Genomic DNA, 24,466 nt, shown 5'->3' on the forward strand with positions numbered 1-24,466 from the left:
CGTACTTCCGGGCGGTGATCGCCACGGCGGGAACGCGCGACCTCACTCGCGGCGCGGAGTGGGGGCCGGTGGCTGGTTCCGGACGCGGTCGGCCCTCCTTCCCGGCAGGCGGAAGCTTTGCCTTGACCCCCGGTGCGCTGCGGTCCTAGTTTGTTCGGACCCTGAACGAAATGGGCGACCGTAATCCGGCCGAAACGCCGGCCGGCGGTCCTCGCCCACGACGGGCCCGTACTGGAGGATCCGTGAACGGCGCGACCAGGCAGTTGCCGGGCCGGGCCGATCATGCCGCCGTCCGGCGGGCCAACCTGGCCGTGGCGGTCCGGGCGTTGCGTGCGGGCGGGCGGAGCAGGGCCCAGCTCGCCGCCGACACCAGCCTCACCAAGGCCACCGTCTCCAGCCTGGTCACCGAGCTCGCCGGCCGCGGCCTGGTCCACACTGCCAGGCCCACCCCCACCGCTGCCGACACCGGCAACTCCGCCGGCACCGCCGGCTCCGGTGGTGCCACCAGGGCGGGTGCGGTGGGCCGGCCGGGTCAGCCGGTCGAGTTGGCCACCGGCCGGGTGCTCGCGATCGGGGTGGAGCTGAACGTCGACTACCTGTGCGGTGTCGTGCTCGACCTCGGCGGCCAGGAGCGGGTGCTGACCCGCACCGCCTTCGACGTCCCGGCCGGCGTGGACGCCACCGCCGACGAGGTGGCCCGCCTGGTGACCGAGCTCGCCGACCGGGCACTGGCCGACACCGCGTTCGCCACCGCGAACGACCCCGCCGTCCTGGCCGGCGTCGGCGTGGCCGCTCCGGGGCTGGTCGACGGCACGCGCGGGACCGTACGCGTGGCGCCCAACCTGGGCTGGCGCGACGTACCTCTGCACGACCTGCTCGCCGACCGGCTGGCGGGCCAGGTGCTGCCGTGGCTGCCGGGGGAGTCCCGGCCCTGGGACGAGCGGCTGCTGGTGGACAACGAGGCCACGCTGGCCACGCTCGCGGAGTTCGCCGGCGACGCCGGGCCCGACGAGCGCGACCTGGTGCTGGTCACCGGCGGCGTGGGCGTCGGCGGCGGGCTGGTCGTCGACGGCCGGCTGGTTCGCGGCAGCGGCGGGTTCGCCGGCGAGGTCGGTCACCTCGCGGTGGCGCCGGACGGTGCCCGGTGCGGCTGCGGCCGCACCGGTTGCTGGGAGACCCTGTGCGGGCTCGGCGCCCTGCTCGACCTGGCCGCACCGCCGCACGACCCGGTGCACCGTCACGATCTGGACCTGGACGAACGCCTCGACCTGCTGCTCGACCGCGCCGGCAACGGCGACGAGCGCACCCTGGCGGCGTTGGAGCAGGTGGGCCGGGCGCTCGGGCACGGTGCCTCGATGCTGGTCAACGTCACCAACCCGCGGGTACTGGTCCTCGGCGGCTACTTCGCCCGGCTGGGGGAGTTCCTCCGCCCGGTCGTGGAGTCCGAGCTCGCGGCCCGGGTCGTCGCGCCGGCGGCCGGCGGGGTCCGGGTCACGTTGTCCCGGCTCGGGCTGGCAGCGGCCGCTACCGGTGCCGCGCACGCGGTGCTCGCGCCCGTTCTGGACGACCCGACGCTGGTGCCACCCCTGGCCGGTCAGCCCCCGGCGACAGGCCAGTCCCCGACGGCCGTCCAGTCGCCGACGTCAGCCGTAACCGAACCACCAACACTCGCAGAGGAGATCGGATGACCGACTACACCCCGACCCGTGAGGACAAGTTCTCCTTCGGCCTTTGGACCGTGGGCTGGGAGGGCGTCGACGTGTTCGGCTCCGCGGTCCGCGCACCGTTGGCGCCCGCCGACGCGGTGCACAAGCTGGCCGAGCTCGGCGCGTACGGCGTGACGTTCCACGACAACGACGTCTTCCCGTTCGACGCGACCGCGGCCCAGCGGGCCGACCACATCGCGGCATTCCGCAAGGCGCTGGACGAGACCGGCCTGACGGTCCCGATGGCCACCACCAACCTGTTCGGCCACCCGATCTTCAAGGACGGCGGGTTCACCGCCAACCACCGCGACGTGCGCAGGTTCGCGATCCGCAAGGTGGTTGAGAACATCGATCTGGCCGTGGAGCTCGGCGCGAAGGTCTACGTCTGCTGGGGCGGCCGGGAAGGCGCGGAGTCCGGTGGCGCCAAGGACATCCGGGTCGCGCTGGACCGGATGAAGGAGGCGTACGACATCCTCGGCCAGTACGTCCTGGACCAGGGGTACGACCTGAAGTTCGCGGTGGAGCCGAAGCCCAACGAGCCGCGCGGCGACATCCTGCTGCCCACGATCGGGCACGCGCTGGCGTTCATCAACGAACTCGAGCACCCCGAACTGGTCGGCCTCAACCCCGAGGTGGGGCACGAGGAGATGGCTGGGGTCAACTTCGCGCACGGCATCGCCCAGGCGCTGTGGCACGGCAAGCTCTTCCACGTGGACCTGAACGGCCAGCACGGCCCCCGCTTCGACCAGGACCTGCGCTTCGGGGCCGGCAACCTGCGCGGTGCGTTCTGGGCGGTCGACACGCTGGAGAACGGCGGCTACGACGGTCCGCGACACTTCGACTTCAAGCCGCCACGGACCGAGGACATGGAAGGCGTCTGGGAGTCCGCACGCGGCTGCATGCGCAACTATCTGATCCTGCGGGAGAAGTCGCGGGCGTTCCGCGCCGACCCGCAGGTGCAGGCGGCGCTGGCCGCGTCGAAGCTGGACGAGCTGGCCCGGCCGACACTGGCCGAGGGCGAGACCCTCGCCTCCCTGCGCGAAGAGGATTGGGACGACGCGCGGATCGAGGCGCTGGCCGAACGTGGGATGGGCTTCGAGCGGCTCGACCAGCTGGCCATGGACCACCTGCTGGGTGTGGCCGGGTGACGTTCGCACGCGTTCGCGGTGTGGTGAGTGGGTTCGACCGATCGGACGAGGGAGTACGTACGCATGACAAGTAAGCCAACGCTCGGCGTGGGCATGGTGGGGTACGCGTTCATGGGCCAGGCCCACTCACAGGCCTGGCGGACCGTGAACGCCGCCTTCGACCTGCCGTACGCCGTCGACATGGCGGCCATCGCCGGCCGCAGCGAGGACAAGGTGAAGGCCGCCGCCGAGAAGTTCGGCTGGCGGTCCTACGAGACCGACTGGCGGGCGCTGGTCGAGCGGGACGACATCGGCCTGGTCGACGTGTGCAGCCCTGGCGGCAACCATGCCGAGGTGGCGATCGCCGCGCTCGCCGCGGGCAAGCACGTGCTGTGCGAGAAGCCGCTGGCCAACACGGTCGAGGAAGCCCGGGAGATGGTGAAGGCCGCCGAGGCCGCCGCGCAGAATGGCGTCCGGTCGATGGTCGGCTTCAACTACCGGCGGGTGCCGGCGGCCGCGTTCGCGCGTCAACTCGTCCTTGACGGCAAGCTGGGCGCGATCCGGCACGTCCGTGCGGTCTACCTGCAGGACTGGATCACCGACCCGGAGTTCCCGCTGGTGTGGCGGCTGAAGAAGGAGGAGGCGGGTTCGGGCGCGCTCGGCGACATCGCGTCCCACATCGTCGACCTCACGCAGTTCGTCACCGGCCAGACGATCACCGGCGTGAGCGGGCTGACCGAGACGTTCGTCAAGGAGCGCCCGCTGGTGGCCTCCACCGAGGGCCTGCGCGGCACCGGTTCGTCCGAGCGCGGCGAGGTGACCGTCGACGACGCGGCGTTGTTCATCGCCCGGCTGTCCGGCGGCGCGGTGGCGACGTACGAGGCGACGCGGTTCGCGACCGGCCGCAGGAACGGCCTGCGGATCGAGCTGAACGGCGAGAAGGGCTCGCTGGTCTTCGACCTGGAGCGGCTGAACGAGTTGGAGCTGTATCTCTCCGACGACGACGCCGGGACGCAGGGCTTCCGGCGCATTCTCGTCACCGAACCCGAGCACCCCTACATGTCCGCGTGGTGGCCGGCCGGGCACATCATCGGCTGGGAGCACAGCTTCACCCACGAGGCGTACGACCTGGTGACCGCGATCGCCGCGGGCACCGACCCGGCACCGACGTTCGCCGACGGACTGCAGGTGCAGCAGGTGCTCGACGCCGTCGAGCGCAGCGCCGAGTCCGGCTCCGGCTGGATCCCGACCACCGACAACAGCTGAGCGCAGGAGGAGAGCATGCCCCGTCCCGTCACCCTGTTCACCGGCCAGTGGGCCGACCTGCCCTTCGAGGAGATGTGCCGGCTCGCCTCCGAGTGGGGCTACGACGGCCTGGAGATCGCCTGCTGGGGCGACCACCTCGACGTCTGGAAGGCAGCCGAGGACGACAAGTACGTCAAGGCGAAGCTGGACACGCTGGAGAAGCACAACCTGAAGCTGTGGGCGATCTCCAACCACCTGAAGGGCCAGGCCGTCTGCGACGACCCGATCGACGCCCGGCACAAGGACATCCTGCCGGCAAGGATCTGGGGCGACGGTGACCCCGAAGGTGTCCGCCAGCGGGCCGCGGAGGAGATGAAGATGACCGCCCGGGCCGCCGCCAGGCTCGGCGTCGACACGGTCGTCGGCTTCACCGGCTCCTCGATCTGGAAGTACGTCGCGATGTTCCCGCCGGCGTCGGAGGCGCTGGTCGACGCGGGCTACCAGGACTTCGCCGACCGGTGGAACCCCATCCTCGACGTGTTCGACGAGGTGGGCGTGAGGTTTGCGCACGAGGTGCACCCGAGCGAGATCGCCTACGACTACTGGACCACGGTCCGCACCCTCGAGGCGATCGGTCACCGGCCGGCGTTCGGGCTCAACTGGGACCCCAGCCACTTCGTGTGGCAGGACCTCGACCCGGTCGGCTTCATTCTGGAGTTCAAGGACCGGATCTACCACGTGGACTGCAAGGACGCCAAGCGCCGGGTGGGCAACGGCCGCAACGGCCGGCTGTCCTCGCACCTGCCGTGGGGCGACCTGCGGCGTGGCTGGGACTTCGTCTCGACCGGCCGCGGCGACGTGCCCTGGGAGGACTGCTTCCGGGCGCTGAACTCGATCGGGTACGACGGCCCGATCTCGGTGGAGTGGGAGGACGCCGGCATGGACCGGCTGATGGGTGCTCCCGAGGCGCTGGCCACCGTGCGGGCGCTGTGTGAGATCGAGCCGTCCGCGGCGTCGTTCGACGCGGCGTTCAGCTCCGAGGGCTGACCCACCAGGACCCACCAGGACCACCAGGATCCGCCAGGATCCACCGGGGTCCGTTCCGGGACCACTCCGACGTACGGCGAGAGGCCGGGCCCGCGCGACCTGCGCGGTCCCGGCCTTTTCCGGTGTGACAGTTCGAATTGCCGGGTAGCTCCTCTTGGGTCGCATTCAGCAGGGCCCACGCCCTTCGCCCCGTTCACCGTTGGGGAAGCCATGAAGCATCACGGATCGACCGGATCGGGTGCCCCTGCGTTCTTTGCCCCAGCGGTGGCGCGGACCGCACGGGTCGTGCTGGCCGGCCTCGTCGTACCGGTGAGCCTGGCCCTCGCCGGGTGCGGCCTGACCGGAGGGAGCACGGAGGCGCTGGCCGCCGATCCGCAGGCCCGCTCGGCGCGGGCTCCGGTTGCCGGTTCGGTCTCGGTTTCAGGTTCGGTTTCTGGTTCGGTCGCCTGGCACGGGCTGCCGTTCCGCTTCACCCGTGAGGGCTACGGTGCCCGCGAGCTCAGCGGCACCCAGCGTCCTTTCCGCACCGGCAAGGTCACTCCGCGGGTCGACCGGGGGATCCACGACTCGCACGGCGTCCGGATGGTGGTGATCGCGGGCAGGCAGTACGACCACCCCAACTTCCAGGCCAACTACGGCCTGGAGAACCTCGAGTCCTACGAGCTCACCGGTGACCGCTTCTACCTGGACCGCGCTCTGGCGCAGGCGCGGCGGCTCCGCGACCGCCGGGTGGTCTCGGGTGGCGCGTGGTTCCACCCGTACGACTTCGACTTCACACTGCATCGCAATTCGGCCGAGAAGATGCGCGGGCCGTGGTACAGCGGGCTGGCACAGGGCAAGGTGCTCGCGTTCTTCTCCGAACTCGCCCGCGTCACCGGCAAGGCGAGGTGGCGGAAGGCCGCCGACTGCACGTTCGACAGCTTCCTGCAGCCACCCGACGCCCGGGCGCCGTGGGTGACCCTCGTCGACCGCAACCGCCTGCTCTGGCTGGTGGAGTATCCGTACGGCACACCCGAGCAGGCCGACCGGGTGTTCAACGGCCACCTGTCGGCGGTCTTCGGCCTGTGGGACTACTACCAGCTCACCCGCGACCGGCGCGCGCTCACGATGTACGACGGCGCCGTGACCACGATTCACCGCTACCGCGCCTCGCTGCGGGTTCGAGGCGGCTCCTCGATCTACTGCCTGACCCACCACTCGGTGGCGAGCAGCGGCTACCACCGGATGCACTCCCGCCAGCTGGTCCAGCTCTCGCTGATGACCAGGCGCAGCGAGTTCGCTCACCTGGCCGAGGCGATGGTGGGCGACAGCCCGTACCCGATCCTCGGTCGGCCGCGCGTGGTCGACCTCGCCGCCGGGTGGCACGTGGGCTACCGCTACGACGCCACCACGGGAAGGGTCACCGGCACCCGCACCATCACCTTGAAGCAGGCGACCACCGCCACCACGGTCCGGAGGATGCGGTTGCGGGGCCGCGGCATCTACTACCGCATGGGCACGGGCAGTCCGCTGGTCGGGATGTGGCTGCCGGAGCAGGCGGGACTCAGCATGATCCGCGGCGTGATGAGCCCGGTCGACTTCCGCACCGACCGGCGTGCTGAGCTGGTGGCCGGCCGGACCTACACCGGACTGAAGTACGACGGTACCGGCAACCGGACCGCCACCGTGGAGGTCACCGCCCGCACGAACGCCGCCGTCACCTACGACGCTGCGGCCTGGATCCGTGGCGTACCCCACCTTCGCATCAGCAGTGGACGGCTCGGTGGGTACTGGGTCGTGCAGAACCAACTGACGAACGTGGCCTGAGCCCTCGCTCCCGAGCTGCCGGGATCCGGCCACGCTCCGGCCGCAGTGCGCCCCGGGTTGCGACTGGCTGCGACCGGGCGCGGTCGACCGGCATTACCAGAACCGGGCCCGATGCGGGAGCCGCCGGCGCGAACTGTGCCGACGTCGGTCATTGCTCCATGAGTATCTCCAAATGCCTAACGTAACTACGCCTGGACAGGCACACTGGATCACGCCGATCTTCCCCAGGGGAGGAGATGTGCCGTGCCGGTCTTCGTGCTCTTGTCCACGGCTCTACGAGCCGACGCATCACTGCCAGAAAGCCCGGGTCCGGGTGGGCACTCGCAGGGAAACACCGACGGCGGTGCCGGCCGTCCCGGTGACACCGGCGGACAGTGTGGTCCGCTCGACGCCGAGGCCGCTCGGGACACCGGGCAGTCCACCACCGGGTCGGCCACGCCGACCACGGACACCGCTGCCGTTTCAACTGGGTCAAACGGGTCCACCGGGTCGACCGGGTCGGGTTCTGCCGGGACCGACCCTGCCGACCAGCCGGCCCGGAAGCCGGCCCGGAAGTCGGCCCACAAGCCGGCCGAGCCTGCCGCGGCGGCCGACCAGTCGGCCGGTCCGGCCGAGCCGGTCGACGCCGTAGCGTCCGCGCAGTCGCCCGAGGCCACGGAGGCCGCGGGGGTTACGGAGGCTGCCGAGGAGGAGCTGCCCTCCCTGGACGAACTCAGTGACCGGGCGCCTGACCTGGTCCGCCAGTACCTCCGGGAGATCGGCCGGGTCCCGCTGCTGTCGGCACAGGAGGAAGTCGACCTGGCCCGCTCAATTGAGGCAGGCCTGTTCGCCGAACGCCACCTCGTCGAGGGCGGGCTCGTGCAGGCCACGCCGGCCGAACTGGAGATGCTGGTCATGCTGGGCCGGGCCGCCAAGCGGCACCTGATCGAGGCCAACCTCCGGCTGGTCGTCTCGGTGGCCAAGCGGTGCACCGGGCGCGGCCTGCCGCTGCTGGACCTCATCCAGGAGGGCAACCTCGGCCTGATCCGGGCGGTGGAGAAGTTCGACTACACGCGGGGCTACAAGTTCTCCACGTACGCCACCTGGTGGATCCGGCAGGCGATCTCCCGGGCGATCGCCGACCAGTCCCGGGCCATCCGGGTGCCGGTGCACGTGGTGGACGCGATCAACCGCGTGTTGCGGGCACAGCGGCAGCTGTTCCAGCAACTCGGCCGTGACCCGCTGATCGAGGAGGTCGCCGAGGTCGTGGGCCTCGACCCCGAGCGGGCCAGTGAGCTGCTGCGGCTGGCGCGGGAGCCGGTGTCCCTGCACACCCCCATCGGTGAGATGGAGGCGTCCGAGCTCGGTGACCTGATCGAGGATCTGGACGCGGTTGCCCCGATGGACGCGGCGGCCGCCTCGCTGATGCGCGAGCACATCGAGTCGGCGCTGGCCCAGCTGGGCGAGCGGGAGCGGTACGTCGTACAGATGAGGTACGGCCTCACCGACGGGCAGATCCACACGCTGGAGGAGGTCGGCCGCAGGTTCGGCGTGACCCGCGAACGCGTACGCCAGATCGAGGCCAAGACGCTGGCCAAGCTGCGGGGCGGGAGCTCGGCGCCGGGCCTGCGGGAGTATCTCGCCTGAGGGCTGGACCCTGAGGTAGGGCCCCGACCACGCGGGCGCCGGGCGGTTCGGTCGATGTCGGACGGCCCGGCGCCGACGTGTGCCCGCTACCGTGAACCCGTGCGTCGTCGGCAGACTCCTCCGCGCGAGGTGAAGAACGCCCTGGCCCTGCGTCCCCACGAGCGGATCCTCGCCGCTGCCCGGACCGCGACCGAGGAGTGGGTGGTGGCCACCGACCGGCGGCTGTACCTCCCCGAACCCGGCGGTGCCGTCACCTACCAGCGCATCCCGTGGGAACAGGTCGAGCACGCCGAATGGGACCGCGAGGAGGAGATCCTGCGGGTCACCGCCGCCGCGCCGCTCGGCCGGCCGATGCCGACGTGGCGGCTGCGGTTCGACCCGCCCGACCAGCGCCTGCTGGCACTGATCCGCGAGCGCATCACCGCGAGCGTGGTCACCGAACGGCACGTGCCTCTGCGTGGCCAGCTCGGTGTACGGGTGATCGCCCGCCGGCCGCCCGCGGGTGATCCCGACGCGGCCGACAGCGAAATCGTCTGGGCCCTCGCCTTCGACGAGGGGTTGGACCCGAACGACCCGGACGTGCTCGAGTCCGCCCACCGAGCCCTCGCGACCGTTCGGGCGGAGATCGAGCCGTGACCCGGCGGCGGTCGGCCCCGTGATGCGCCCTGTCGCGCGCACTGTCGTGCTCGCCGTCGTCCTCACGGTGATGGCGGGACTCGGCGCCTGTACGCCCAGCGCTGGTGACCTGACCGCCCCGACCGCTCGCCCCGGCGACACGCCGACCGCCGGCGGGGAAGCCGTTCCGCCGCACAGCCCGCCGCCTCCGCGCGGGCCGTCCGGGTGCGCGGTCACCGGCGGCCCCGGCGGTGGCGGGGACGCCGGCTCCAAGGTGTCGTACGTACAACCCCTGACCGCCGCCCGTGGGCTCGGCCGGGACACCGCGCCCCGGCCGGACGGGCGGGCGGCCCCGTGGAAGGACCGGCCGACGGTCTCGCTGTGCTTCGACGTACGGTCCGACCCACGGGTGGTCAGGGGCTCGGAGCAGGTGACCTTCACCCCCGACCGGCGTACCTGCGAGATCGTCTTCCGTGCCTGGCCGAACAAGCCGGAGACGGCGCGGGCCGGCAACCAGCTCGAGGTCACCTCCGCCGCCGTGGACGGCCGCAGGCAAATCCCGAAGGTCGAGGCGGCCGGTGCACCGCCGGGTTGGCCGGGCACGCTGGTCAAGGTGCCCGTCAGCCGATGCGTGGCCGCCGGTCGCACGGTCCAGGTCGACCTCACGTTCACCTTGACGGTTGGGGCGAACACGCCCGAGCGGGTCGGCTACTCGTCCCGGGACGGCTCCGTCTGGCTGGGCACGGCGTACCCGCTGCTCGCCTGGCAGCGCGGCAAGGGATGGGTGACCGACCCCGCCGTCGACCTGTTCGGCGAGACCGTGACCAGCGAGGAGTTCCGGTTACGGCGGCTCGACGTCGTGGCGCCCGCCGGTGAGCAGGTACTCGGCACCGGCCAGGCTGCCGGCAGCATGCCGTCGACGAAGGTGCGGGGGAGTGTGGTGCACAGGTTCCGGGCCGACTCCGTACGCGACGTCAGCCTCACGGTGGGCCGGCTGCGGACGGTCAGCCGCGACGTGGACGGCGTACGCGTGCACGTCGGGGTGCCCGAGGATTCGGTCGCGTCCGCGGGAGAGTGGGCCGACTCGACCGCCGCCGCGATCCGGGCACTGTCGTCCTACCTGGGGCCGTTCCCGTACCGCGACCTCTGGGTCACGGTCGCCGACGGCGTGGGCTCCGGCATCGAGTTCCCCGGCGCCATCCAGTTCAGCGACGTCTCTCCGACCCGATTTCCCGCACTGGTGCCGCACGAGGTGGCGCACATGTGGTTCTACGGGCTGGTGGGCAACGACCAGGCACGCGACCCGTGGCTGGACGAGGCGCTGGCGGAGTACGCCGAGACCCTGGTCGACGGGACCGCTGCCCGGTCGATTCGGTTCCAGGCGCCGGCCCGGGTGCGTGACCGGGTGGGGGAGTCGATGGCGTGGTACGCCTCGCTGCGTAACCCCGCCGACCTCTACGCCGCCGGGGTCTACCGTCAGGGCGGCGCGATGCTGCACCGGGCCCGGAAGGCCGCCGGACCTGCGACGTTTGACCGGCTTCTGCGCGGCTACCTGAATGCCAACGCGCACCGGATCGCCACCCCGCGTGACTTCGCCCGGGCGTTCGCGAGCCGGCCCAAGGCGATCGCGATCCTGCGGGAGTACGGCGCGATCCCGCGGTGATCCCGTGCGGTGGGCACGGTGGCTCCGCGTGTGATCTCGACTGTGGCGCGGGTGTGGATCCGCCCTGATCCACCCACTTTGCCGACCCCGCCCCGGGTCGTGCGACGTGATCTGGGGGGCTGCTAACGTATGCGTGGCCGGGGTCGCCCGGCCACGCGATCCCGCGTAGCTCAATTGGCAGAGCGTCCGGCTGTTAACCGGCAGGTTGCTGGTTCGAGTCCAGCCGCGGGAGCGCCACGAGGATCCCCCGCCCGGTGGTCGTACCGGTCGGGGGATTCTGCCTTTCGCAGGTCGTCGCACCTCGACTCCGCCCGTCGTTCCGCTTGCGTTCTGTCCGCAGATGCGGTTCTCGACATCTGCCGGTTCCCTTCGGCTTGTCCGTGTACGCTCGCTGGCAAAGCGCCCGGCCCGGTCACCAGCCGTGTCTGCCGTCCACGCCCAGCCGTCCATCGACGCGTGGCTTGTCGTAGTGGGTTCAGGGAGGTCATCCATGGCGGTTCCCGACCTCCGTTCGGCGGTCTTCGCCACGAAGTACGCCATCCTGATCGACGTCGGGTACCTCTACGCCGCGACCGCGGAGGTGCTGTTCGGCGCCCGTGAGCGCCGCGAGTACCGCGTCTCCGCCGACGAACTCATCCAGGCCCTGCAGAAGCACGCCGTCGAACACCTGCCGGGCGAACTCCTCCGGGTCTACTGGTACGACGCCGCTCATGACCGCGTACCCACCGTCGACCAGCGGGTGATCGCGGCACTGCCGATGGTCAAGCTCAGGTTGGGAAACCTCAACAAGCAGGGGCAGCAGAAGGGTGTCGACGCGCAGATCCGCGCCGACCTGGACGCGCTGGCGCGGCACGGAGCCGTGACCGACGTCGTACTGCTGGCCGGTGACGAGGACCTCGTTCCCGCGGTCGAGGCCGCGCAGGCCTATGGCGTACGAATCCATCTGTGGGGCGTCGAGCCGTCCTACGGCAGCAACCAGGCCGAGCGGCTGGTGTGGGAGTCGGACTTCGTCGAGGTGCTGGCGGCCGACCTGCTCCGGCCCTACGTACGGCAGTCCCAGCCGTTGAGCGGCTCAGCGCCGACACCTGCTTCTGCACCGTCGACTGCCGATTCCGTGACGGCACTGGCGCACGAGCCTTCCACGGCGGACGGGACAACTCCGGGGCCGACAGCTCCGGGGCCGTCGGGTCCGTCCGCGCCGGGCGCAGCCAAGCGAGCACAGGCGGGCGGGCAGGCAGGCACCCCGACGCCCGCGCAGGTGTTCGCAGGGCGGGCCGGAACGACCACCGCCGTCGCCGGGGCCGGCTCGGTTCGCCCGCCGCGGACCGACTCGCCGAACGCCACACCCACGCCGGGTCCCGCTGCCGGTCCGGCGCCCGCCCCTGCTTCGGCGGCAGCCGACGGCGGGCCCACGATCGGTGCGCAGGGCGCCGGGCCTCGGCTCGGTCCCGACCGGAATGCGGTCGAGGAGGTCGGTGAACACGTTGCGCAGAAGTGGATCCTGACCCGTGGCCGCGACCACGTACGCGATCTGCTGCCCGGTCCGATCCTGCCGACCGTCATCGACAGCGAGCTGCTGGCCGAGGCGGAGAAGGAACTCGGCCATTCGCTGCGCCCGTATCCGGAGGCACGGGTATGGCTGCGGGACGGTTTCTGGACCCGGCTCGGCCGCGAGTTCGAGCTGGCCGACCACGGCGATCGTGCGGAGCGAGGCGACCGCGCCGAACACGCCGAACGTAGGCAGACCAAGTAGCCGAGGTATTACGGCCAGGCGCTAGGCTCAGCGGGCGGTCGCGCACGCGACCGGCACGGGGCGGTAGCTCAGCCGGTTAGAGCAGGGGACTCATAATCCCTGGGTCGCGGGTTCGAGTCCCGCCCGCCCTACCCCGGTTGACCTGCGAAGATTCAGCCGATGAGCGCAGGGGACGGCACCGCGCATCGACCGAACCGGCGGACAAGACAGTGATGAGCACGTGTTGGCGCAGGCTCTCCTGAAGTTACCCCGACGGCGAGGCGTAGCGCCTCACCGGGCGCTCCCAGGCACCGACAGGTCCGGGGAAAGACAAACGATCGTCGATCGGAGTCAGCCGCCCACGACCAGCACGAGCACCCACGAACCCCGCCACACCAGCAGCCGCACCAGCGAAACCAAGATGGTCGGATCTTCTGTCGTCGGGAAGAGGTGGCCGGGGCCGGTGCCCGCGGCGAGGATCAGGCCGCCGATGGCGCTGCCCAGGGAGTACCCGACGCTGCGGACGACGTAGTTGAAGCTCATGGCGCTCGACGTCTCGCTCTTGGGGGTGACGGCCAGGATGACGCCGGGCATCGCGGCCGAGAAGCCGCCGACGCCGAAGCCGAGCACAGCCATCGCCGCGAACAGCTCGGCCAGCTCCGACCGGGCCGCCGCGAACAGGGCGAACCCGCCGCCGACCACGACGGCGCTGCCGGCCAGGAGCAGGGGGTCGGCGATCCGCGTCCGGACCCGCAGCGTGAGCTCGGCCATCACCAGGCTGTGGGAGAACGCGTGGGCAGAGTTCAAGTGCCTGTACCTGGCGACCAGGGCGCTGGACCCCACCGGCCGAGGCCGAGCACGGTGGGCCATGCGGTGGAAACCAGCTCTCAACGCCTTCGCCATCACCTTCAGCGACCGGTTCCCGGCCGCCGAGACCTACTAACCAACAACGCCGGAAACACCGTGAGCGAGACAGACCCTGAACGATCCGAGTGACTGGTTGAGACGTCGCCGTAGTTCCTTCGTGCCGCCATGGCTCTGGTCTGGGCGGACCAGAGTGGCAAGCCGCGAAATGCTTCAGTGGGTCAAAGACAGAGGAGCCAGAACAGTCCCGGTCAAAGGACCGCCGATCCAGGTGACCGTTGCCGGTTCCGAAGTGGGCCGCTGGCGCTTACGTATGAAAAGAGTGCGTCTCGTATCGGTTGAGGAAGCGAGGGCACGACAGCGGAAGAAGTGCCACCCACTGAATGAGGTCAAGATCCACTTATGGGTCATCGGGTCGGATTCAAGCAAAGTTGGGATCAATCAATCCAGAGTATTGGCCCAAGCGACGACAGGGGGCTCTGGTATGAAGGCGATTACGGTGGTGCCTGGCAGCCCCGACCAGGTGCAAGTCAGCGATGTCGAAGAGCCCACGCCAGTGGCCGGCACGTTGCTGGTGGAGGGGAGGATGCTTGGAATCTGCGGCACCGATGTCGAAATCGTGGAAGAACAGGGGCGTGGTTCGCCACCTCCCGGTCAAGACCGGCTGCTGATCGGGCATGAGTCCCTCGGCGTGGTGCTTGATGCGCCCGCCGACAGCGGTTTCGCGTCCGGAGACCTGGTCGTGGGCATGGTGCGGCGCCCCGACCCGGTCCCCTGCAGTCCGTGTGCGAATGGAGAGCCGGATTTCTGCCGCAACGGTCGATATACCGAGCGAGGGATCAAGGAGTTGGACGGATTTGGATCGCAACGGTGGCGGACCGAGCCGGAGTACGCGATCAAGCTCGATCCTGAGCTCGGGGACTGCGGGGTGCTGTTGGAGCCGGCGTCGGTGCTGGCCAAGGCCTGGGAGCAGACCGAACGGATCTTCGGGCGTGCGTCCTGGCGCCCCAAGGTGGCGTTGGTGACGGGCGCTGGGCCGGTCGGGCTATTCGCCGCTCTGTTGGGGGTGCAACGTGGCCTGGAAATGCATGTCTTGGATCTCAACGAAACCGGGCCGAAGGCAGATCTGGTCGCTGATCTGGGAGGCACTTTCCACATCGGCGACGTTCGAGACACCGGGGTGGCGCCTGACGTGGTCATCGAGTGCACGGGATACGGACCACTGGTCGTGGAGCTGACGCAGGTGGTCGCGCCCGATGCTGTCATCTGCCTGACGGGGATCACGTCCGGCAGGCGGACGGTCCAGGTTGACACAGATGCCGTCAACAAGGCGATGGTGATGGAGAACACTGTGGTATTCGGCTCGGTCAACGCGGCCCGGCGCAACTTCGAGCAGGCGGCTCATGCTCTCGCCAAGGCTGACCTGAGGTGGCTACGACGGATGATCACCAAAACAGTCCCGATGAGCGGCTTCGTCGAAGGTCTGCACAAGAAAGGCGACGACATCAAGGTCGTCGTCGATCTTCAAGCCTGATTGTCGACTCTGCCGATAGGGGTTTCTCGAGCAGGAAGGCGCTTCCGTGCGTCGCCGCGGCAGTGCGCCTCGAATCGAGCGTGCTGTGCAGTCGGCTTGGGTAGGTCATCCGGATCCGCGCGGAGGCGCAATTCCACGACGGAGGCTGTCATGCAGGGTTTCTCCAGGTCTCCTGGTGTGGACGGACCCCTGAGCGATGCTGCTCGGGAGGGGCGGCGCAAGATCTGGCGCTGGGCGGGTCTCATCGCGGTTGGTGGTTTTCTGTTTGGTTATGACACCGGTGTCGTCTCTGGTGCGCTGCTGTTCTTCAAGCAGGACTTCCACCTGGATCGATTCCAGCAGGGCAGCGTGGTCAGCGTTCTGCTGTTGGGCGCGATAGCAGGCGCACTGGGAGTCAGCCGGGTGTCGGATCGCTGGGGACGCAGGATGACCCTGGGGCTGGAGGGCGTTGTGTTCCTGGTCGGGACCGTTGTTCTGGTGACCGCGCAGGGCTACGCGATGATGTTGGTGGGAAGGTTTGTGCTCGGCCTGGCAGTGGGTGCCGCGTCGGCCACCGTTCCGGTTTACCTGTCGGAGATCTCACCTGCGTCGATCCGCGGGCGCGTGCTCACGGTCAATCAACTGCTGCTCACAGCCGGGATCCTTGTCGCCTACGGCGTAAACCTCGCATTCAGTAGCAGCGGCAACTGGCGGGCGATGTTTGCCGCCGGCGGGATACCCGCGCTTGTTCTGGCAATCGGCTCGCTGCGGCTCCCCGAGTCTCCCGCGTGGCAGCTCGCGCACGGTCAGGGCGACCGCGCCCGCGCCATGATCGCGTCGGTCGCTGGCGAGTCCAGGGCCGATGAGGTCGTCGAACGCTTCGAATCCACGCGGCGCTCCCTGCAGCAGGAAGATGACTCGCAGCGGGGGCGGTCGGTGCTGCTCTCTGCGCGGGTCCGCCCGGCGCTGGCCGTGGGGCTCACCCTCGCCGCCCTGCAACAGTTCGGCGGCATCAACACGATCATCTACTACGCGCCGACGATCATCCAGGAGACGGGACTGTCAGCGTCCAACTCGATCTTCTACTCCGTGGCGATCGGGGCCATCAACCTCATCATGACGATCGTCGCCATTCGGCTGGTTGATCGGCTGGGCCGGCGCCCGCTGCTGTTGTTCTCGCTCGCGGTCATGATGGTCATGCTCGCGCTGCTGGGCCTGACGTTCGTCGCTGGGCTGGGATCGGTGCTGCCGGTGGTGTTCATGGTTCTCTACATCGCCGCTTTCGCGGCAGGTCTGGGGCCGGTGTTCTGGGTGCTGATCGGCGAGATCTTCCCTGCCAACGCGCACGCTGCCGGGTCCAGCGCCTCGACGGCGGTGAACTGGACGTCGAACTTTGTGGTCAGCCTCTTCTTCCTTCCGGTCGTCGGGTTGATCGGCCAAGGCGAAACGTTCTGGGTCTTCGCGGTCGTCTGCCTGCTGGGCCTGATGTTTGTCCTCCGCTACGTCCCCGAGACACGTAACCGTGACTTCGCCGAGATCGATGCGGAGTTGCAGGCACGAGCGGGGCGCCGGCCGGTGTCCAGGACCAGCCAGTGATTCCGGCTCGTGCGCTTGGCGATGCCGCGCTGCGGCGGCTGCGCGACAGCGCGTGGCCGGTGCTCCAGCAGGCCGCAGCGGCCATCGCGGCGTGGGTGATCGCCAGGAACGTCGTCGAGCATCGGCAGCCGTTCTTCGCGCCGATCGCGGCCGTCGTCGCCCTCAACGCCTCGGGCGGCGAACGCGGGTCCAATGCGGTGCGGCTGCTGCTCGGTGTCGTGGCGGGAATTGTCGTGGCCGAGTTGACGATGGCCGTGCTGGGCGGGGGCTACCTGGCACTGGCCGTGGCGGTGCTGGTTGCGATGCTGCTGGCTGTCGTGCTCGGCGGGCAGCGTCTGGTGATAGCGCAGGCGGCAGCGGGCGCGATCCTCACAGTCGCTATAGCGAACGGCGAGGTGGGCTTCCAGCGGCTGACCGACGCGCTGATCGGCGCCGGCGTCGCGCTGGTCATCAGCCAGCTGCTGTTCCCGACCGAGCCGGTTGGGCTGCTGCGCCGTGCCGAGGCAGGTGCGCTCAAGGACATGGCCGCCGAGCTCGGACTCAGCGCCCGCTGGCTGGAGTCCGGCGGCGAGGTCCTCGCCGGCTCCCCGATGGACCGCTCCCGCCAGGTCCTCGACCGGCTCGCAGATCTCGCCCGCATACGCGAGAACAGCCGTCGGGTCGCTCGCCGCTCTACGACGCGGTGGGGAAGCACGGGCCCAGTGATCCGCGAATGCGAGAACGCCGGCCGGCTCGATGTTCTCGGCGCTGACTGCCTGACCCTCACCCGCATGGCCGGCATCACCAGCTGCGACCAGCGCCGACGGCTTGGACCAGTGATGCGCGAGCTGGCCGGTGTCCTCGCGGCGCTCGCTACCGACCTCGGTGACCGCCTCGCCCGCCAGCACGCCGCCGACCGGGCGCTCGCTGTCGCCCGGGCGCTGGGCAGCCATCAGCCCGACGGCGATACGGGCGTGTGGGAGGTCGCAGCAGCGTTCGCCACCGACATCGTGATCTTTGCCGGCGTCGACCCGGAGCACGCCGCAGCTGCGGTGCGCAAACACGACGAGGACCTGCAGGTCAGAACGCCACCACACGTGTCGCGGCTGCACTTCAGGCGCCGCCGGCAGCGAGCACGGCGTGACGGTGACTGACGACCCGCGCCCGGGCGACCGCGGAGTACCGGTTTCGTCTCACGGAGAGTCGTCGAGGTGCAGCGACATGGGAACCGTGGCGACGATCACGTCCGGGCGCGCACGCAGAGCCTTGGTGAGCACCCGATCCCGGTGGTCGTGCAGGAAATCCGCGTACCTGTGATCGGGCCGCACGACCGGTATCAGCACCATGACCTGCCGGTCCTGCCGTCCACGTAGTTCGTCGACGAGTCCCACGACGGGGCCCGCGATCGACGCGAACTCGGTGTGGACGATTCTCAGAGGTACGCCGGGGTCCCATCGAGCCCACCTCGCCTGCAGGTCGCGGTCCTCCTCGACGTTGTCGGTGCTTTCGACGACCACGTGGACGGCCACGACGTCATGGCTGATCGACAGGGCCTGTGCGATTGCCCGTTCGGTCAGCCGGGAGACTCCCGCCACCGGCACCACGACAAGGGTGTTGCGAGCCGGTAGCTTTCCGGGCACCACGCCGAGGCCGAGTGCCCGGCCGGCGTGCTCGTAGTAGCGGTGGATCCGCACGAACGTGTACATCAATGCAGGGACGGCCAACACGACCACCCAAGCCCCCGCGGTGAACTTGGTGACCAGGAACACCACGGTGCAAACGGCGGTGACCACCGCACCGAAGCCGTTGATGATCGCGCGATGCCGCCAGCGCGGCGGTCTGCTCCGGACCCAGTGGCGTACCAAACCCGCCTGGGAGAGCGTGAAGCCTGTGAAAACGCCGATGGCGAACAGTGGAATCAACGCGAGCGTGTTGCCGCCTACGGCGAGGAGGAGCGCACCGGACAGGACCGCCAGCGCCCAGATACCGAAGCCGTACACCTGCCGATCGTCTCGGAGCGAGAACAGGTGAGGCAGGTAATTGTCCCTGGCGACCAAGCTGGCGAGCACCGGCAATCCGCCGAACGAGGTGTTGGCCGCGAGCGCGAGGACGAGCGTGATCGTCAGCGACATCACGTAGTAGGCCCAGTCCCGCCCGACAGAGATGGCGATGATCTGACTGAGGACGGTCTGGCCGGTTCGGGGACCCACATGCCACCGGGCGGCCAGGATCGCCAGGCCGAGCAGCATCGTACCGAGGATTGCGCCCAGCAGAAGCTCGGTCCGCTTTGCTCGGACGACCCGCGGCTGCCTGAACATCGGTACACCGTTCGCGATCGCCTCCACGCCGGTCAGCGCGCTGCAACCAGCCGAGAACGCGCGGAGCACAAGGAGCACACTCACCGTCTCGATTCCGTGCTCGACCAGCAGGGGACGACCCGGCTGCGGCGAACCAACAGCCAGCGGGTGGACGAGGCCGATCCCGATGATCGCCAGCATTCCGACGATGAACACCATCGTGGGAAGCAGGAACGCCCGAGCGGTGTCGCCCAGCCCGCGGAGATTGAGGACAGTGATCACCGCGAGAAAACCAAGGCAGAGCGGAACGGTGGCCGGCCTGAGTCCGGGGAACGCCGAGACAAGGGCGCCAACGCCAGCGGCGATGGACACCGCGACGGTGAGCGTGTAGTCCACGACCAGCGCCGCGGCTGCGAGCAGGCGGACGGTCCGGCCGAAGTTCGCCCGGCAGACGGCGTAGGTACCACCGCCTCCGGGGTAGGCGTCGATGACCTGTCGGTAGGAGAAGACCAGGATCGCCAGCAGCGCCACGATCGCCCCGGTGATCGGCAGCAGCAACGACAACGCCCCGGCCCCGGCCAGGGCGAGGATGCCGATGATCGCCTCTGGCCCGTACGCGACCGATGTCAGGGCGTCGAGGGACAGGACAGGAAGCCCCTCGACCGGGGTGATCTGCTCCTTGGCGACCTCCCGGGCCCTCAACGGGCGCCCGACGAGAAATCGCCACACCGACCCCATCCCCCAACGATGCCAGCTTCGGCCTGTCCCAGGGGACAGCCCGCGGTCGGGCGGGCGGCCTGAGGGTTGGAGGTGGGTGGTACGTGGTCGGACTAATGCAATATGTCAAACAATGAGACGTCGGCGGAAGGTCGGCAGAAACGTGCCCGCACGGCATCAGGCCGTGAGTAAGCCGGCAATCGACTCGTCTGGCGGGCCTGCGGGACGATGTCGAGCACACCGACGATCTCCTCGAACCGGCGGACGTGCCAGTGCGCCCGCCATGCTGGTTAGGCCAATCCGACCGCCGACCTGGCGCGCTCGACTGCCTCGCGCAGCCTGGATGCACTGCTGTCGAGTGCGGCACGTTCCTGGGGCGTCATGGAAGGTTCGTGCATCTGCAGTACCCCTCCGGCACCGAGCACGCAGGACAACGAGAGAGTCACCCCGTACCCCGGGTGGTGAGCCGCCACGGGCAGGACCGCACGCTCGTCCCGTAGCACCGCCTCGGCCAGTCGCGCCGACACCGCACCGATGCCGTACTGGCTGGCCCCCGTTCCTTCGATGATCGTGATGTTGGCATACCGGATGTCGTTCTCCACATCGCGCCGGACCTGCTCGACCGGCGTACCTGACTCTGCGATCAGATCCAGAACCGGGATCCCGCCCACGGACGCCGACGACCACAACAACACCTCCGACGTGCCGTGCTCGCCGACCACCACGGCCTGAACGTCCCGAGGCCGGACGCGCAACCGGTCCGCCAGGTGCACTCGGAAACGCAGGCTGTCGATGAGCGTCCCGGTGGAGAACACCCTGTCGCCACCACCCAGCTCCCGCGCCAGGTCGGCCAGCGGATCCGGCGGGTCGGTGACCACCATGAGCACCGCATCGGGTGCGGACTCAACCACCTTTGGTACGACGTCCGCGTAGACCCTCGCGTTGGTCTCGACCAGCCGAAGCCGCCCCTGGCTGTCGTTGCGGTCAGTCGCCCCTCCACTCTTCTCGTTCACCCCGGCAGTCACGATCACCAGGTCGGCACCGGCCAGATCCTCGAATCCGCCGGCATGCACCTCCACGGTCGGGGACAACGGCGTCGCATAACGCATGTCTGCTGCCACGCCCTCCGCCCGCGCGCTGTCGCGGTCGACCAACACGACCTCGCGACACGCCCCTCCACGCTCGATCAAGCACAGCACCGTTGCGGACCCCACCGCCCCGACACCAACCACACCAACCTTCACGCTCATCTCCGTCCCGCGGCGCTGGACTCTGCTCCGGCACTCTCACCGCACCCGTGCCCCTACCAGGCACAATCACTCACACGTTTGACAATTCTTACGAGGAGTACCTGGCGCGGAACCCGTCTTCCAGTTCCTCCAGCGACCTGCCCCTGGTTTCGGGCATCGTCGTCGAGACGAAGGCGATGGCGAGTACGCCCAGCGCGACGAAGATCAGGAATGTCCAGGTCGGTCCCACCGAGGTGGTGATCACAGGGAAGGAGATGGAGATGGCAAAGTTCACCATCCACAGTACGAACACGGCGACGCCCATCGCGAAACCGCGAATCTTCAGTGGGAACAGCTCCGACATCACCAGCCACGTCACTACTGAGATCGATGACTGCTGGAAGGCCACGAATACGAGCATGATGCCCAGCAGCAGGTAGCTGCGCCAGGTCGCTGAGGGTAGAAGGAAGCACAGGGCCAGCGTCAGCAGCGACGTTGTGGTTCCGCAGAGGCCGACGATAAGCATGGGCCTGCGGTTGACTCGCCCGACCAGCCACATGCCCAAGGTGACGGCGAGGACTCCGACGACGCCGATGGCGATGGACGCGGTGATCGAAGCTCTGGCGGCGAGCCCGGTCGACTCCAGGATGGTGGGGGCGTAGTAGATGACCGTGTTGATGCCGGTGATCTGCTGGCAGACGCCGATGCCGACGCCGATGATGAGCAGCACGCGGACCCAGCGTGCCCGCAGGTAGACCCAGCCGCTGCGGCCTTCGTGTGAGTGCGGGCGCCGCGCCATCTCCTCGATGCGGTGGAGGACCTGGGGGACCTGCTGCGGTTCGCGGGCGCGACGCAAGGCGGCCTCGGCGTCGCTGCAGCGTCCGTGGATGGCGTACCAGCGTGGTGTTTCGGGGACGAACAGCATGCCCACCCACAACATCACCGCGGGGATGAAGGCCACCCCCAGCATCCATCGCCACGACGTGGTGCCCGCCACGACGTGGATCAAGACGGCGTTGACGATGTAGGCGATGAGCTGACCGGCCACGATCATGTGCGCGAACGCCTACGACGGGATGCGCGGCAGGCAGTCAACCCCGGTCGCTCTCGACGACACGAGGGTTCCCTGGCCCGGGACACGATATGCCCGAACTCCGAATCCGGATCGGCTCGATGCGGACATTGGCCATGGCGGACCGCCGGCGTCCTTCGCGGTTAGCCTGTGGCGTTCCCGGGGTCCGTGGCGGCAACCGTCACCGTCGCCAGAATTGACCCGGCGGTGGTCGGCTGGCTGACCAGGCGTGTTCAGGGGCGGGGGATCACGGTTAGCACGCGTTCGATGTGGACGCGGAAGTCTCGCATGTAGTCGGTGAGGAAGGTGGCCGTGGATTCGTCGGACACGTCTCCGTCGGCGGTGAACACGTCCGGGTGGAAGGTGATGTAGGCCTCTGGTGCGGTCATCTGCCGGGAGTTGCAGTAGCCGAGGACCGCGCGCAGGCTCTGTTGTGCCAGCGCGGTTCCGATTTGCCCTGGCGAGGCGCCGATGACGGCCGCGGGCATGTGGTCGAACGAGTTCTGTCCGTAGGGGCGCGAGGCCCAGTCGATGGCACTCTTCAGCGGCCCGGGGATGGACCGGTTGTACTCGGGTGTCACGAACAGGATGGCGTTGGAGGCGGTGATGGCGTCCTTGAGCGCCCTCGGTTCGGGCGGGTAGTCGCCGTCGAAGTCGGGGCTGTAGAGCGGCAGGTTTCCGATGGGGATCTCGGTGAACTCGAGGTCGTGCGGGGCCAGCCGAATCAGCGCCTTGCTGAGGATCCTGTTGATAGAGGCGGACGAACGGCTGCCGATGAAGTACCCGATCTTGTACGTTCTCACGCCGATCTCCTTCTGGTGATGAGAGAGCCGGCTGCTCCAGGCGACGCGCCGGGCCATGGCGGACCACGACCAGTTCCTGCTCCCGGCATCGAGGGCGGGCTGGATGAGGGGCGCACCTCGGTGAGTGGTTCACCCGGATGTCCCGACTGAGCCACCTGGGACATACCCAACCGGTGCCGGCCCACTGCGTGCCGGGAACAATCCGGTGGTGAGTGCCGGGACTTCCTTGAGTTTGCCGGATCCGGAACGATTGCGTGTGCGTCCTGGCTGGGAGGATCGTCAACGTCTGAAGGGAAGAGACCAGTCACGGGCGTGGCCGGGTTCGCTGGTCTGGCTGGGGGTGAAGATGCATATTGCCCCAGGTGTGAATCGAGAGGCCAGCGCTGACAGCATTTGGTCGGACATGATGGGTACGCCGTCGGCGTCGGGCCGACCCCAGGACTGTCCGCGCCGGGCGGGCATGTATCGGTGACAAGCCTCCGATGGTGGCACGGCTTCGGTGAGGCGGGGCGGCGGCTGAAACAGAGTCCGGCGCCGGAGTCTGTTGTCCGGCTGGTCCGGCGCAGTCGTGAGGCCTTTGGGCGACAGGCGGTTCGGGCCACGGCTGCGGCCGTCATCGCCTATTTGGTGGCGCAGCAGGTGACGAGCAATCCGCAGCCGCTGCTGGCGCCGTCTGACGGCGCTGCTGGTGGTTCAGGTCACGCTGTATGCCACTCTCACCAGCGGTGTGCAGCGGGTGGCCAGTGTGGTTGTGGGCGTACTCGTGGCCGTAGGCTTCGCGCGCCTGGTGGGCCTGACCTGGTGGAGTCTGGCAATCTTGATCTTCGCGTCCCTGACGTTGGGATGGCTGCTGCGATTGGGCTCTGCCATACAGGAGGTCGCCATCAGCGGCATGCTCGTGGTGGGGGTTGCCAATCCGACGGCCACAGCACAGGGCCGGGCGTTCGAGACCCTGATCGGAGCCGGCGTGGGAGTGCTGTTCAACCTGCTGTTGCCCCCTCCGGTCTACGTCCAGCCGGCCGGCGAGGCCGTCGACAAGCTTGCTGATCTGCTCAGTGGGCTGCTGCGACGCATTGGGCGTGAGATCCACGAGGGGGCGGGAGCCGCGCAGGCCGGCTTCTGGCTGTCGGAGGCCCGCCAGATCGACCAGGAACTCGTGGCGGTGGACGCCGCACTTGTCAAAGCCGAAGACAGCCTGCGCATGAATCCGCGTGGCCGTCAACTGCTGCATGCCCGGCTGACCCTTCGCAGCCGAATGGAAACCCTGGAACACTGTGCGGTGGCTACCCGGGCGCTGTGCCGGACCCTGCTTGAACTCACCGTCGACACCGGCCGCCGAGTTCGTCTCTCTGACGAGCAACTGACACCGTCGCTGGAGGGCCTCCTGGCCCAGCTGGGTGATGCAGTCGACGCCTTCGGTCAGATCGTCACCACAGAAATCGCTCCGGCCGTGCGGACACAGCGGGAAGATCTGGATCGCGCGCTGAGCGACGCTCGTACGTTCCGCGACAGGGCAGCCCAGCTTCTGCTGTCACGGGTACGGCAAGACCGGCGCAGCTGGGAACTGGCAGGGAGCCTGCTGGCCGCGGTCGATCGGCTCATGGCGGAACTCCAGGTAGGCAGTCGGCCTCCCGAGCACAACCGTGCGGTGACACAGCATGCCCGATCGGGTCGGCTTCGGCGGCTGCTCGCTCGCCACTGGGCGGCGATGGTCGGCGTCGTCCGGAAACGGATCCCTCAGGCCGCCAACTCCGGTCCTGACGAGTGACCGAGAAGTGGAGTCGTCGACGAGGCTGATCGTCAGGGGTTGGGGGTGGCGCGCTTCCACG

18 protein-coding genes, 2 tRNA genes and 1 pseudogene are annotated in these 24,466 nt (G+C 69.1%); 16 read left to right on the forward strand and 5 right to left on the reverse strand.

Annotation, left to right across the window (positions count from 1 at the left end; translation table 11 throughout):
• Nucleotides 1–242: 242 nt before the first annotated feature.
• From BLU27_RS17825 to BLU27_RS17875, 11 genes are all read left to right on the forward strand, one after another.
• On the forward strand, nucleotides 243–1,688 hold the full coding sequence (locus tag BLU27_RS17825) for an ROK family protein (RefSeq protein ID WP_197681481.1): 1,446 nt from the start codon (nucleotides 243–245) through the stop codon (nucleotides 1,686–1,688).
• Entirely contained in the window at nucleotides 1,685–2,854 is a 1,170-nt protein-coding gene (gene xylA / locus BLU27_RS17830) for a xylose isomerase (protein ID WP_092654806.1), read from the forward strand. The genes BLU27_RS17825 and xylA overlap by 4 nt, the downstream gene beginning before the upstream one ends.
• 63 nt (nucleotides 2,855–2,917) lie before the next feature.
• Nucleotides 2,918–4,099, forward strand: a complete 1,182-nt coding sequence (locus BLU27_RS17835; RefSeq protein ID WP_092654807.1) for a Gfo/Idh/MocA family protein — start codon at nucleotides 2,918–2,920, stop codon at nucleotides 4,097–4,099.
• 15 nt (nucleotides 4,100–4,114) lie between these two features.
• Entirely contained in the window at nucleotides 4,115–5,125 is a 1,011-nt protein-coding gene (locus BLU27_RS17840; RefSeq protein ID WP_092654808.1) for a sugar phosphate isomerase/epimerase family protein, read from the forward strand.
• Nucleotides 5,126–5,389: 264 nt separating this feature from the next.
• On the forward strand, nucleotides 5,390–6,931 hold the full coding sequence (locus BLU27_RS17845; RefSeq protein ID WP_157728628.1) for a D-glucuronyl C5-epimerase family protein: 1,542 nt from the start codon (nucleotides 5,390–5,392) through the stop codon (nucleotides 6,929–6,931).
• A gap of 243 nt (nucleotides 6,932–7,174) precedes the next feature.
• Entirely contained in the window at nucleotides 7,175–8,557 is a 1,383-nt protein-coding gene (locus tag BLU27_RS17850) for an RNA polymerase sigma factor (protein ID WP_241827495.1), read from the forward strand.
• A gap of 99 nt (nucleotides 8,558–8,656) precedes the next feature.
• Entirely contained in the window at nucleotides 8,657–9,193 is a 537-nt protein-coding gene (locus BLU27_RS17855) for a hypothetical protein (RefSeq protein WP_157728629.1), read from the forward strand.
• Between the two features lie 22 nt (nucleotides 9,194–9,215).
• Nucleotides 9,216–10,835 carry a M1 family aminopeptidase gene (locus tag BLU27_RS17860; RefSeq protein WP_092654811.1) on the forward strand — a complete coding sequence of 540 codons (1,620 nt, stop codon included), beginning with the start codon at nucleotides 9,216–9,218 and terminating at the stop codon, nucleotides 10,833–10,835.
• A gap of 159 nt (nucleotides 10,836–10,994) precedes the next feature.
• Nucleotides 10,995–11,067 (forward strand) — tRNA-Asn (locus BLU27_RS17865).
• A gap of 258 nt (nucleotides 11,068–11,325) precedes the next feature.
• The gene (locus BLU27_RS30580; RefSeq protein WP_092654812.1) at nucleotides 11,326–12,588 is read left to right on the forward strand and encodes an NYN domain-containing protein; all 1,263 of its coding nucleotides are present in this window, start codon (nucleotides 11,326–11,328) and stop codon (nucleotides 12,586–12,588) included.
• A 57-nt stretch (nucleotides 12,589–12,645) separates the two neighbouring features.
• Nucleotides 12,646–12,719, forward strand: a tRNA-Ile gene (locus BLU27_RS17875).
• A gap of 199 nt (nucleotides 12,720–12,918) precedes the next feature.
• On the opposite strand, the gene BLU27_RS17880 is transcribed toward BLU27_RS17875, so the two are convergent.
• A complete protein-coding gene (locus tag BLU27_RS17880) occupies nucleotides 12,919–13,374 on the reverse strand; it encodes an MFS transporter (protein ID WP_197682013.1) in 456 nt (151 codons plus the stop codon).
• On the opposite strand from BLU27_RS17880, the pseudogene BLU27_RS17885 reads away from it, so the two are divergent.
• The 4 genes and pseudogenes from BLU27_RS17885 to BLU27_RS17900 all read left to right on the forward strand — a co-directional run.
• Nucleotides 13,364–13,510, forward strand: a pseudogene (locus tag BLU27_RS17885) (IS256 family transposase); the annotation flags it as partial. The gene BLU27_RS17880 and the pseudogene BLU27_RS17885 sit on opposite strands and share 11 nt — an antisense overlap.
• Before the next feature lie 405 nt (nucleotides 13,511–13,915).
• Nucleotides 13,916–14,965: a glucose 1-dehydrogenase gene (locus BLU27_RS17890; protein WP_092654814.1), complete on the forward strand. Its 1,050-nt coding sequence runs from the start codon at nucleotides 13,916–13,918 to the stop codon at nucleotides 14,963–14,965.
• 177 nt (nucleotides 14,966–15,142) lie between these two features.
• Nucleotides 15,143–16,540, forward strand: a complete 1,398-nt coding sequence (locus BLU27_RS17895) for a sugar porter family MFS transporter (RefSeq protein WP_197681482.1) — start codon at nucleotides 15,143–15,145, stop codon at nucleotides 16,538–16,540.
• On the forward strand, nucleotides 16,537–17,673 hold the full coding sequence (locus BLU27_RS17900; protein ID WP_092654816.1) for an FUSC family protein: 1,137 nt from the start codon (nucleotides 16,537–16,539) through the stop codon (nucleotides 17,671–17,673). Before BLU27_RS17895 ends, BLU27_RS17900 begins: the two co-directional genes overlap by 4 nt.
• Before the next feature lie 39 nt (nucleotides 17,674–17,712).
• Here BLU27_RS17900 and BLU27_RS17905 read toward each other — a convergent pair whose 3' ends face one another.
• From BLU27_RS17905 to BLU27_RS17920, 4 genes are all read right to left on the reverse strand, one after another.
• Complete coding sequence (locus BLU27_RS17905) at nucleotides 17,713–19,554, reverse strand: APC family permease (protein ID WP_092654817.1); 1,842 nt, start codon at nucleotides 19,552–19,554, stop codon at nucleotides 17,713–17,715.
• A gap of 269 nt (nucleotides 19,555–19,823) precedes the next feature.
• Nucleotides 19,824–20,783 (reverse strand): lactate/malate family dehydrogenase, encoded by a 960-nt coding sequence (locus tag BLU27_RS17910; RefSeq protein WP_197681483.1) that lies wholly within the window; start codon nucleotides 20,781–20,783, stop codon nucleotides 19,824–19,826.
• Nucleotides 20,784–20,871: 88 nt separating this feature from the next.
• Entirely contained in the window at nucleotides 20,872–21,816 is a 945-nt protein-coding gene (locus tag BLU27_RS17915; RefSeq protein WP_092654819.1) for an MFS transporter, read from the reverse strand.
• A gap of 251 nt (nucleotides 21,817–22,067) precedes the next feature.
• Nucleotides 22,068–22,637 (reverse strand): NADPH-dependent FMN reductase, encoded by a 570-nt coding sequence (locus BLU27_RS17920; RefSeq protein WP_092657847.1) that lies wholly within the window; start codon nucleotides 22,635–22,637, stop codon nucleotides 22,068–22,070.
• Nucleotides 22,638–23,310: 673 nt separating this feature from the next.
• Between BLU27_RS17920 and BLU27_RS17925 the strand changes: the two genes are divergently transcribed.
• Nucleotides 23,311–24,405 carry an FUSC family protein gene (locus BLU27_RS17925; protein ID WP_338417606.1) on the forward strand — a complete coding sequence of 365 codons (1,095 nt, stop codon included), beginning with the start codon at nucleotides 23,311–23,313 and terminating at the stop codon, nucleotides 24,403–24,405.
• The last annotated feature ends 61 nt before the right edge of the window (nucleotides 24,406–24,466 follow it).

The organism is Actinopolymorpha singaporensis (genome assembly GCF_900104745.1).
In the GTDB taxonomy this organism is placed as follows: Bacteria; Actinomycetota; Actinomycetes; order Propionibacteriales; family Actinopolymorphaceae; genus Actinopolymorpha; species Actinopolymorpha singaporensis.